At 47.1% G+C, this 13406-nt stretch carries 4 protein-coding genes; 3 read left to right on the top strand and 1 reads right to left on the bottom strand.

Annotation, left to right across the window (positions count from 1 at the left end; genetic code table 11):
• Window positions 1-9: 9 nt before the first annotated feature.
• Window positions 10-3786, top strand: coding sequence for an Ig-like domain-containing protein (locus XZ46_RS07020; RefSeq protein ID WP_008049280.1), 3777 nt, complete (start codon window positions 10-12; stop codon window positions 3784-3786).
• Between the two features lie 103 nt (window positions 3787-3889).
• A complete protein-coding gene (locus tag XZ46_RS07015) occupies window positions 3890-10711 on the top strand; it encodes a cadherin-like domain-containing protein (protein ID WP_048894986.1) in 6822 nt (2273 codons plus the stop codon).
• A 98-nt stretch (window positions 10712-10809) separates the two neighbouring features.
• Here XZ46_RS07015 and XZ46_RS07010 read toward each other — a convergent pair whose 3' ends face one another.
• Window positions 10810-11343 carry a CDP-archaeol synthase gene (locus XZ46_RS07010; RefSeq protein WP_006620808.1) on the bottom strand — a complete coding sequence of 178 codons (534 nt, stop codon included), beginning with the start codon at window positions 11341-11343 and terminating at the stop codon, window positions 10810-10812.
• A gap of 1083 nt (window positions 11344-12426) precedes the next feature.
• On the opposite strand from XZ46_RS07010, the gene XZ46_RS07005 reads away from it, so the two are divergent.
• Window positions 12427-13290 (top strand): sulfotransferase family protein, encoded by an 864-nt coding sequence (locus tag XZ46_RS07005; RefSeq protein ID WP_008049275.1) that lies wholly within the window; start codon window positions 12427-12429, stop codon window positions 13288-13290.
• Window positions 13291-13406 lie beyond the last annotated feature (116 nt).

Raw genomic sequence — 13406 nt, 5'->3', positions numbered from 1 at the left:
AGTCACCTCATGACCAGTTCAACCATTCCCACCGCCCCCGCTCAACTTGCGTTGCGAGTATCTCCTGGAGATCAAATTCTCAGCCTCAACCAAGTTGTCCTCATCTTTCCCGCCGAACCAATACCCAACAGATTTGAAACCTTCCCTGGGTCCATCACCAACATATTACCCGCCTCCAACGGCTTAGGGGATACCCTACTCGGAGAGGGAGGAGTCACACTATTTGTTCCCGATGAGCCAGGCTTTGAAGCTACAATTCAAGGTAGCAGTGAAACCGTAATAGTAGTTAGAGCCGGCGGACAAGACCAAGGATTCCTCACCGTTCTAAATCGAGAACCCGGTAGACTCCAAAGCCGTGCAGACGGCTCCTTTGTCTTTATCCCTGACGATGCAGGAGACCCAGAGCCAGACCCAGGGACTGACCCATCACCAGATCCAGGAACTGACCCAGGAACTGACCCAGACCCAGAACCCAGAGAAAATCAACCTCCCATAGCCAACGATGTTTTTGTCACCACCACCCAGGGACAAGACACCTTTTTTGATGTACTCTTCAACGACACAGACCCAGACGGAGATACCCTCAGCGTTCAAAACTTCAGCAGCACCGCCAACGGAGCCTTAATCTTCAACGGTGCGGGAATATTCACCTATCGACCTAACCCAGACTTCTTTGGTACTGATCGCTTTAGTTACAATGTCACCGACGGGACAGACTCCGACCTAGCGCAAGTGGTGATCTCAGTTCAACCTGGCGATTTAGCCCAAATTATCGAAGGAATAGGTCAAGGAACCACCGGAGATGACTCCATTATCGGCTCATCAGGGGATGATGTCATTAATGGTTTAGCTGGAAACGATACCATCTTCGGTTTAGCTGGAAACGACCTCCTACAAGGTGACGAAGGCGACGATCTACTCTTCGGCAACCAAGGCAACGATACCCTAGACGGCGGACCGGGTAATGATACCGCCTATGGAGGTCAGGACAATGACCTGATTATTGGTGGGGATGGTAATGACTTACTATTCGGCAACCTCGGCAACGATACCCTATTGGGGGGACCTGGTGCAGATTCTATGTATGGCGGGGACGGCAACGACTGCATTCGGGGTGGTGTTGGGAATGACTTGATTTTTGGTGACAAAGGTAATGATATCCTCTGGGGAGATGACGGCAACGACACGATTTATGGTGGCCAAGGAGATGATTTAATCTTCGGTAATGATGGTGCTGATCTATTATTTGGGGGAGTTGGAAACGATACCATTTTTGGTGGACCAGGAAACGATACTATCATCGGCGGCGAAGGTGATGATCAAATTGCTGGAGAAGTGGGAGATGATTTATTATTTGGAGGTCTCGGAGCCGATACCCTCACAGGTGGTTCCGGTAGTGACACCTTTGCGATCGCCGAAGGTAGTGGCGGCGGTAGCGTAGAAGAAGCTAATGTCATTAATGACTTCACTGGTGGGACTGATAAAATTGGTTTGTTGGGGAACCTCACCTTTGAACAACTCAGCATTACCCAAAGCGAGGAAAACGCCGGGAATGCTATTATCCGTAATGGTAGTGATGGAGAGTTCCTAGCAGTTCTCATTGGGGTTAACAGCAATAACTTAACCGCCTCCGATTTTGTCCCCGTCGTCGGCTTGGACATCGGCATACCCACACCACCCACACCGACACCACCGACACCACCGACACCACCGACACCACCGACACCACCGACACCACCGACACCACCGACACCCACACCGACACCACCGACACCCACACCGACCCCTCCTGTACCTCCACTTCCGCCACCCCCACCCCCTATCAACTTGCCACCTAACGCAGTTGATGACCGGGTGAGACGAGCAGTGAACCAACCAGTGACCTTTGACGTACTCGCCAATGATAGCGACCCAGAAGGGCAACCTATTAGGGTGATTGAATTTACCATGACCACAGGGGGGGACTTAATCCAAAGTCCTGCTGACCCCAGAGGCGGAACATTTACTTATACTCCTAATCCTGGCTTTGTAGAGCCGGAAACCTTTACCTATACCATAACTGATGGTAGTGGTAACACTGCCCAAGCCACTGTATTTATACAGGTTAATCAACCGCCAGAATTAGTAGTTAATCGCGGGATTATCCTACTGCCAACTCAGCAACAAACCATCACAGTTAATAACCTATTTGCCGAAGACCCAGACAATCTTCCGACTGAGGTATTTTATGAGGTATTAAGAGAGCCTCAAGCTGGTATTATGCAGAGATTGGGGACTACTTCCACCGATCGCATTAGAACTGGCGATCGATTCAGCCAAGAAAGCATTAATACTGGTGCTATTATCTATACCTCTGGTAGAGAGTCTGGCGTAGATGATTTAGTATTCCGACTCACAGATAGTGTGGCCACCTTACCCCAGCAAATCTTTAGTATCTCAGTCGTGGATGACTTCATTCAGGGAACTGATGAAGATGACAACATAGAGGGTACCGCCTTGAGTGAGTACATTCAAGGATTTGGTGGTAATGATACCCTCGTGGGTGTTGGCGGTCGAAATATCCTCGATGGAGGTCCGGGAAATGACTCCATAGTGGGGGGAAGTGGTAATGATGTCATTGATGGTGGAGAAGGAAACGATACCCTATTGGGTAACGAAGGTAACGACTCCATCTTTGGTGGACCCGGTAACGATTCCATCATTGGCGGTAGCGGAATTAACAGTCTATTTGGAGAAGGTGGAGACGATACCATTATCGGCGGTGATGATGGTAATTTACTCAGTGGTGGTGTTGGTAATGACTCCCTCACTGGTGGCACAGGTAACGATACCATTTTTGGTGGTGATGGTAATGACACCATAATTACTGAGCGAGGCGATAACCAATTATTTGGAGATGACGGTAACGATTTAATCTTCGGTGGAATTGGTCGAGATCTCATTCAAGGCGGACCAGGCAATGATACCCTAATTGCTGGCTCTGGTAATAACACCATTTTTGGTGGACTGGGTAACGATTCTATCGTTGGCGGCGAGGGAGATGACACCCTGTTTGGTGGTGAAGGTAACGACACCATTGATGGAATTGGCGGTGATAACAGCATCTTTGGCGGCGCTGGGAATGATTCGATTATAGCCGGACCCGGTAATGATACCGTATTTGCTGGACCAGGTAATGATCAGGTCTTTGGTGGTGATGGTAACGACCTCATCTTCGGAGACAGTGGCAATGATACCATCTTTGGTGGCACTGGAGATGATACCATATCTGGGGGAGCAGGTTCTGACCTACTCACAGGAAATTCCGGTAACAATGTCTTCTACTACCTCAACCCCGGCGAGGGAGTCGATATCATCACTGATTTTAAACAACCAGGAAACGATCGCTTCTTAATTGTATCTGGAGAAAACAATTTTGATGGCTTAGTTCCCACCGTTGGCACCGCCGCCGCACCCCTCCAAAGTGCTATCATTAGCGCTCTAGGCTCCGAAGGTACCGACATTAGCGGACGACAATTAATTATCTTCCAAGACACCTTTGATAATATTCAAGCCGTTAACGCCGCGCTCAAAAATCAAAGGGGTTCAGATGGCGGTTCCGCTTTGTTCCTCTACCGGAATAACCTCACCTATCCAGGTTTCCAAGGTAACTATATTCTCGGTTTTGACCCGGACTTATCTGATGATAGTTTACCCGCCTTTGACCTGGCTATTCTGCAATCAATTGATCCTTCGACCGATAACATTAGTACCATTCTCGGCTCTAATGATTTCATCATCATCTAGCCATAGTTCCTGATTTCCCAAAGCCGGGGAGAACAGTTAAACCCATATCCTCCCCTGTTTCAATATTCCCCCTAATACTTGATCACTATTAAGGAGTTCCATCATGACTGGTGTTAATATCCCTACCACCCTCGCTCTCATCTCTCGCCGAGTTATTCCTGGTAATAGTCTACTAAACACTAATAATATTGAATTAATTTTTCCGGCTGACCCCATTCCTGGTAAATTTCAAACCTTTGGGGGGACTATCGGGGATACCATGACCGGAGCCAATGGGGAACTCTTATTTATTCCTGAACAACCGGTTTTACAAGCTGTTTCGATCGCTACCAGTTCCATTGTTTATCTTGAACAAACTGACTCAGGCTTGCAAAGTCTCACAGGACAAGTCGGAGAAACTTTACCTGGTGGTGGCGGGGAAATTCTTTTTCGACCAGAGGGTTTTGAGTTTCCCGAACCCGAACCCGCACCAACTCCCGCACCAACTCCCGCACCAACTCCCGCACCAACTCCCGCACCAACTCCCGCACCAACTCCCGCACCCGACCCAGAACCCGCACCCGACCCAGAACCCGCACCCGACCCAGAACCAGAAATCATCACCATACAAGGTTCAGGAGTTGGTACAGAGGGAAACGATACCATTCTGGGTAGTGATTTTAATGATGCGATCGATGGTGTAGGTGGTAATAACATCATTTTCGGTTTAGGGGGAGATGACTTTATCCGAGGGGGTGATGGTGCAGACTCCATTAATGGCAATGCCGGTAATGATACCATCTATGGTGGCGACGGAGATGATTGTATCCGGGGTGGTCAGGGTAATGATCTGATTTTTGGTGAAGGTGGGAATGACCTGTTATTCGGTGATAAAGATGCTGATATCCTCTTCGGTGTCTCTGGTAATAACACCATGTATGGAGGTCAAGGTAATGACAGCCTCATAGGGGGTGAAAATGACGACCTGATGTTTGGCGATAAGGGTAACGATACATTATTAGCTGGTGGTGGCAATAATACCCTTTATGGTGGCGCTGATAATGATTTCCTGTTTGGTGGGACTGGTAACGATTTACTCTTTGGTGATGATGGTAATGATGAACTCGTTGGTGGTAAGGGGAATGATACTATCTTTGGCGGTCCCGGTGACGACATAATTTTTGGCGGTGATGGTAATGATATATTAAGAGGCGGAAAGGGTAACGATCGCCTCTTTGGAGATGAAGGTAATGATTTACTAGAAGGCGGTCGTGGTGTTGATACCCTCACTGGTGGTGGTGGTAGAAATATATTTGTTGTTGGCTTAGTTGTCAGTGCGTCTGAAGGTGGTGGTAGTGTAATTACAGGTACCACTGGCGGCGCTTCCCCAGAATTAGCAGATTTGATCACCGACTTTCAAGCTGGTGTTGACAAAATTGGATTAACCGGAGGACTCACCTTTGCGGATATTGAAATTCGTCGTGGTGAAGGTGCCAATATCAGAAATACATTGCTCATAGACCGCAATACCGGAGACTTTTTAGCAGTTTTATTAAATGTAGATCCAGCCATGCTGGACGAAACAGATTTTCTCATCGACCCAGACGGACCTTTAGTAGATCCTGAACCTGAACCTGAACCTGAACCCGGACCTGAACCTGAACCCGAACCTGAACCTGAACCTGAACCCGAACCCGAACCCGAACCCGAACCTGAACCCGGACCCGACCCAGAACCCGAACCCGACCCAGAGCCAGAACCTAGTCCGACTCCGACTCCGACTCCTAGTCCTGAACCGACTCCCACTCCTCCTGTTCCCACTCCTCCCCCGGTTCCCACGCCAACCCCGACCCCGACTCCGACTCCGACCCCGACTCCGACTCCGACTCCTTCTGATGGTATTGAAGCCGGAAATGATACCCTTAGTGTGGCACAGAACAGTTCATTAAACGTTAATAATTCCACTCTGTTAGAGAATGATAGTCCGTCAAGACCAGGGGATATTCTCACCATCACAGATCTACCATCAACCACCAGCGAAGGTGGCACAATCGAGCGGACTAATTCATCTTTTATCTATACACCACCCAGGGATTTTGTGGGGGTAGATAGTTTCGTTTATACGGTGCGAGATAGTGCTGGTCAAACTGCTACTGCTACAGTTTTCATTAATGTAGAGTTAGTTAATGAGCCTCCTGTTATTGACCTCAATTCTGCCGCACCTGGGAACGATTTTAGCACCGACTTTACCGAAGGAGATTCTCCTGTCCGTATTGGCGCACTGGGTAGTATTAGCATTAGCGACCCAGATGGTGATGATATAGTTTCAGCCACTGTTACTATTACCAACCCCGCCAATGGAGAGGAAGAAGGTTTATCAATTACCGGGCTTTTATCTCCCAATATTACCGCCGATGCTTATGACCCAAATACGGGGGTTTTACTACTCACTGGAACTGCGCCTCCCGTAGCTTATGAAGATGCCATTTCCCGAATATTTTATAATAACACATCCCTAGCACCAGGGACAAGCGATCGCCTAATTACCGTCATCCTTAGTGATGGCATTGAAGACAGTAATCCCGCCAATTCTATCATTAGGATTACCGCCATTAATAACCCCCCGGAAAATACAGTTCCCGAACCACAAGAAACCGATGGAGAAACCCCCTTAGTATTCAGTGAAGAGAACAACAATTCCATTAGTATTGCCGACCCTGATGCTGGTAGTAGCCCAGTAGAAGTTAGCCTAGTTGCCACCAACGGCATTTTAACAGTCGGCACCAATACAGAAGGGGTGCAAATTAACGGCAGCGACACCGACACCCTAACCCTTACAGGTGTAATAGATTCACTTAACCGCGTCCTAGATGGTTTAACCTTTACCCCCACCGAGGGATTTAATGCCCAAAACGGACAGTTAGAAATTACCACCAACGACCTCGGAAACACCGGAGAAGGCGGTCCTTTAACGGCTACAGATACCATCACCATTGAAACCCTAAACCGACCACCCGTCGCGGAAGATGATCAGGTTGATGCTTTACTAAATACTGCCATAAACATCCCTGGGGAAACTTTACTAGCTAATGATAGCGACCCTGATGGTGATGTTCTGACCATCATAGAAGTGGCTAATGCTAATAACGGTACAGTAGAACTAGACCCAGAAGCCGGTGATGTGTTATTTACCCCGGACTCGGACTTTCTCGGAGAAGCTAGTTTTGAGTACACCATTAGTGATGGACGTTCAGGTACTGACACAGCCACAGTGACGGTGCTGGTAAAATCTCTCCCTACGGCTGTTGATGACGAGAATAACACCCTTGCTAACCAAATTTTGAGTGTTGAGTCATCGGAGGGAGTTCTCGCCAATGACTTCGATTTAGACGGGGATCCGTTAACGGTTGTGGCTTTTGATGGCAGGAGCGCTCAGGGTGCTACAGTACAAGTTAATCCCGATGGTAGTTATACATTCGACCCCAGAAATGCTAATGCTTTATTGGCGTTGCGGGAAGAACAGGAGATAGTTGATACTTTCACGTACACTATCGAGGATATTGATGGTAATCAGGCTACGGCTACCGTCCGCATTACTGTAACTGGAGTTAATGAACCTCCTGTTGCTGTCGATGATAGCAATAGTATCCTGGCGAATACAGTCTTAACTGTAAATGCGGCTCAAGGAGTTTTGGTTAATGATACCGACCCGGAAGGGGGTCTGTTAGAAGTGGTTGGTTTTGACTCTAATAGTTCTCGGGGTGCTACAGTTACCGTTAATTCTAATGGTAGCTACACCTACAACCCAACCGCAGTAGAATCATTTATAGCATTGCGGGCTGGTGCCACCTTAGAAGATACCTTCACCTATACAGTAGCTGATGATATGGGTAGTACAGCCACCGCTACTGTCACCATTACTGTCACCGGGGTTAATGAACCACCCAGTAACAACGTACCAGAAACCCAAGCCACTAATACTGATACACCGCTGGTATTTAGCACAGAAACTGATAATGCTATTACCATTGCTGACCCAGACGCGGGGGATGACCCGTTAGTGGTGACTATAGTGGCGACCAATGGGACAGTTACCCCTGGGGAAAATACCGAAGCGGTGGAAGTTACTGGCGAAAACACGGAAACTCTCACCTTGACTGGTACTCTCTCAGCTATTAACCAAGCCTTAGAAGGGTTAACATTTACCCCATTACCAGAGTTTCTCAACGAAAATGGTAGCTTGGAAATTACGACTAATGACCAAGGTGGTGGAGATCCTGATAATCCTTTAACGGCTACAGATACCATCACCATTGAAACCCTAAACCGACCACCCGTCGCGGAAGATGATCAGGTTGATGCTTTACTAAATACTGCCATAAACATCCCTGGGGAAACTTTACTAGCTAATGATAGCGACCCTGATGGTGATGTTCTGACCATCATAGAAGTGGCTAATGCTAATAACGGTACAGTAGAACTAGACCCAGAAGCGGGTGATGTGTTATTTACCCCGGACTCGGACTTTCTCGGAGAAGCTAGTTTTGAGTACACCATTAGTGATGGACGTTCAGGTACTGACACAGCCACAGTGACGGTGCTGGTAAAATCTCTCCCTACGGCTGTTGATGACGAGAATAACACCCTTGCTAACCAAATTTTGAGTGTTGAGTCATCGGAGGGAGTTCTCGCCAATGACTTCGATTTAGACGGGGATCCGTTAACGGTTGTGGCTTTTGATGGCAGGAGCGCTCAGGGTGCTACAGTACAAGTTAATCCCGATGGTAGTTATACATTCGACCCCAGAAATGCTAATGCTTTATTGGCGTTGCGGGAAGAACAGGAGATAGTTGATACTTTCACGTACACTATCGAGGATATTGATGGTAATCAGGCTACGGCTACCGTCCGCATTACTGTAACTGGAGTTAATGAACCTCCTGTTGCTGTCGATGATAGCAATAGTATCCTGGCGAATACAGTCTTAACTGTAAATGCGGCTCAAGGAGTTTTGGTTAATGATACCGACCCGGAAGGGGGTCCGTTAGAGGTGGTTGATTTTGACTCTAATAGTTCTCGGGGTGCTACAGTTACGGTTAATCCTAATGGTAGCTACACCTTTGACCCAAGGGAGGTAGAATCATTTATAGCATTGCAGGAAGGGGAAACTTTAGAAGATACGTTTACTTACACAGTAGCTGATGATATGGGTCTTACAGCCACGGCTACCGTCACCATTACTGTCACCGGGGTTAATGAACTTCCTGTTGTGGATCTGAGTCCTGATGATTCGGGAACCCTTAATTTTGCCACTACTTTCACCGAAAAAGAGCCACCAGTTTTGATCGCTTCTGGTGATGGTGTTAGGATTACCGACCCTGATAATGATAGCCTAGTGGGCGCTACTGTCAGGATTACTAATCTGTTAGATGGGGATTTTGAGGAATTAGCAGTTAATACGGGTGATACCGATATTACGGCTAATTATAATCAAACTACGGGGGTGTTAACACTCTCTGGGGAAAATTCCCTGAGTGTTTACGAAGAGGTTTTGGCAACGGTAACATATATAAATCGTTCCCTCGATCCAAATACAAGCGATCGCATTATTGAAGTCGTGGTAAATGATGGCAGGGATGATAATAACCCCCTAGCTGTTAGCACTATTTCTGTCGTGGCGGTTAATGACCCCCCTGTAATTGATTTAGATACCACTAACAGTGTCGTCGGCGGTAACAACTTCGCTACTACCTTTGAAAGGGGAGGAGAGCCAGTGGCGATCGCTTCCAATAATGTCAGCATTACCGACCCAGATAATACTACCATCCAATCCGCAACTATTACTCTGACCAATCCCATCAATGGGGAAGATGAGGGTTTATCCGTCATTGGCGGACTTCCGGGGGGTATCACTGCCGAAACCTATAATCCCGAAACGGGGGTTCTTAGCCTCTCTGGTAGTGCCTCTTTAGCCAACTATCAAACAGCTATTTCCCGCGTGTTTTACAACAATACCTCAAACCGTCCTAATACCACAGACAGGATAGTAACAGTGGTCGTGAATGATGGCAGTGATGACAGTAATCAACCTCGGACAACTATTGATATGTTTGTTCCTCTGATTGCTAATGATGTTGGTCCGATTGTTACCAATATCCAATCGGAATTTGAGGTATTATTTATTGATATACTCTCTAATGATATCTTTCCAGAAGGTGTGAATCCTACTTTGACTCTAAGCGAAAGCGAATTCGAATCACCTACTATACTTTCGCCGGCGGAAGCACCTAATGAAATAAGGTACACCGTTGTTGGTACTTTTACCGAGGAGGATCGATTTACATACACTATGAGTGCGGATGGCCAGTCAGCAACAGCCACAGTTATCGTTGATAGGAGACCCGCACCTGGGGATACTCCTGTCAGTCTTGAAGGCGGTAATTTTGGTGACTTGTTATATGGTGGTACTGGTAATGATACCTTATCAGGATTGGGCGGTAATGATACGCTATTTGGTGGTTTGGGGAGTGATTCTTTGGTAGGAGGAGAGGGAAATAATCGCTTTTTATACCAGAGTCCTGATGATGGTGGCGGCACAGCATTTAATGCTGATAGTACAGGTAGTATTACTGAACAAATTGGTACGGGGTTATATGATACGATCGCCGATTTCACAGGTCTGGGAGAAACCGAAGGAGATGCGATCGCTTTATCTAGTGATTTGATTCCCAATACTGACCGCATTCTCCTAACCGTTCAAACTGATATTTCATCTAATGTCTTGGATGGAAATAATCTGTTTGCTTATGATGATGGTAGCCATACTTACATCATTTATGATGGTGATGGTGATAATACTACCGGGGACGACTCCCAGATTTTAGCCAGACTCCAAAATATCACAGGGATAACCGAGTTATCACCCGATGATTTTCTGATTTTTTAGAGAGTCTCACCCGCCTATAACAGGCGGGTATGTCCTGCTTTTGGGGAGGAATATAGCCAACTCCAGAACCCGCCTCTACTCGTGAATATGGTATGATATTACTTCAACCCTAACCTTTTTCGTAGCCAAGTTGCACCCATAAATAATAAGGGAGTGGCGATTAAACCCACACTGATAAAATGTAGGGGAAAGTGGAAGTAAAAATACCATAAAATCAGAACTCCATAGGTCGAGTCTATATGGTCAAACAGATAAGTAATGATATTCGCTTCTTCTCCCGGGGCAATATTTAGCCGACGTTTGATATAAGAGTTGGGCAATTCTGACAGGTTAAATACCAACCCCGTTAGCAACCCAAATTCAACCGCCTTAAAGTCTTGGAAATGGATAGGAAAATCCGGGTTAATTCCCGCCAATGATTCTAGGAATTGAAACCCGAATACACTCACCATAAAAGTGAGGGGTAGACTAATGAGACCCCGCCATTTTTTGTTTTCGCCAAACCATTCTTTTTGCACCGGGAAGTTTAATAATTGAAACGGTGGAGTTTTCCATAAGAATGCTTCTAAAACTCCTGCCACAAATAACCCGCAGGCTATCCACATCAAATTCAGTAAGTCCCAGGTTAGCATTGATAATATATCAGTTCTTGTCATGGCATGAGATTAATAGAGTCAATTTATTATCCATTATAAATTATCCCGCCCCCATACTGTATTATTAATGGGATATCGTCGCTTAATAGGATTCCCTGTAGTAGAGCGATCGCTTTTTGGCTCCCGCATCAAAGGGCTATTTCACATCAACTATCCGGCATCATCAGACCCCAGTCCCAGCCCTCAAAAAGTTTTACAAAATTGAGGGAGGTGTGATAGAGTTATCTGGTTGGCTTACTAAAGCCCTAGTTAATCATCTCGTTTTCCCAATCAGAAACCGAGACCAATGACTCCTCGCTGGTTTCGGGGTTATCCTCTGAAGCTCAGGGGAATCGAGTCTACCTAATCCCATCTGGTCAGGAAACAATCCAATATATTCTCAATCAAGCTGTGTGTGCAGTTGTTAGCTGAACACAGACGGGCTGCGATTTATTGACTGAATAATCTGGATAATTACGACCAGTTTCCGAGATTCACGTCGTGTCTCTCTCCGAGGCTGTATTTGGCTCAAGTAGTTGAGTTTTTTCCCATGCAGATTGATGGGGGTTTTTTGTGCTGTCAAAAATCCCACACCAACCATTAAACCTGCCAACCTCTTGACTATTATCAGCCAATCCCCAACTTATTCCAGATGATTTTCCTGACTCATAAATAAAGGGGAAACACAGCCATAACTAAGATGATGTCAAATCCCAAAACTTTCACCATTCCGTATTCCCGCCATTTCCGAGAATGGCTAGACCCACAGCAACTCAGCCTAGGACTCACCACCTATCAAACCAACCGCCTCTGTCTCAGAGGACTCCAACCCGACCGCCAAATCTACACCCCATCTGGGAATTTGACCCTCCCATGGCACTTCAGGCTACCTCAGACCGCCTCTATGTCCTGGCTGCCACTCACCCCACTGGACCCGACCCCAGACCGGAGGGAGTCAGGGTCATAGAACTTCAGACCCACCCCCTCATTCCCCAACAGGAGCAGGCTGGAAAAACAGTTTTTCCCTCTACCACTGCATCTTGAGTCCATAGCTGCCCAAGTCTAAAATTCCGAGCCAAAATGTCTTTATCAACCCCAACCCTCCATAAAAATATCATCTATGTCACCGGATTACCCCGGTCCGGTTCAACTCTCACCTGTCAACTGCTGGGAGAACATCCAGCCATTTATAGTCCCGGTCACAGTTCCCCCTTACTCAGTGGGATTAAAACCCTGCAACGCCACCTGAGTGATAACGAGTTTTTGCTCTCCCAACTCGACCATCAATTTGAACCCGTCTATCAACGGCTGTTGAATGCCTATCGGGGATTTATCAACGGTTGGTTTGCCGAAACGGAGAAAAACTGGGTCGTTGATAAAAATCGAGGTTGGCTGAACTCCCTGGATTTAGCCCTACACCTAGACCCCAACTGTCGCATGGTCGTTTGTGTCAGGGAACTGGGACAAATCTATGGTTCCATTGAACAGCAACACCAGAAGACTCTCCTGCTAGACTTTCCCGATGACTTAGCCAATCTCGCCCCTTACCAAAGATGTGAGCGGCTGTTTGCCCCTCAAGGAGTGGTTGGCGGTCCTCTGGGAGCGATTCAGGGGCTACAGGAGAGAACTCCAGAGCAGCAAGAACGGTTATTTTTCGTGGTTTTCGAGCATTTGATGAGCCAACCCCTGGAAGTCATGGGGGACTTATTCACCTGGTTGAACCTAGAACCCGTGAAGATTGACCCCCAAAACCTAACGGTGCGACCCTCAGAAGCCGACAGTTATTACCGCTTCAAATATCTCCATCAAACCTATCCCCAAATTCAGCCCCCAGGGAAACATCCGATTTCCTCTCGGATGCAACTCGAACTGCAAACCTCTTATCGCTGGTTTTACGAGTTGTTCTATCCGGGACTCTTACCCACTGTAACAGGAGACTCCTGAGCGTGAAACCCAATTTAGCTCGTCCGCCTAGCCTTTAGCCTGCCTCCCCCCACAGACGGGAGAGGCATCCTAAGCTGCACTCTGTTTTCACCCATCAGTCATTTTTATTTATCTAA

Source organism: Limnospira indica PCC 8005 (assembly GCF_000973065.1).
Classification (GTDB): Bacteria; Cyanobacteriota; Cyanobacteriia; order Cyanobacteriales; family Microcoleaceae; genus Limnospira; species Limnospira fusiformis.
This window is presented reverse-complemented; position numbering and strand designations above follow the sequence as displayed.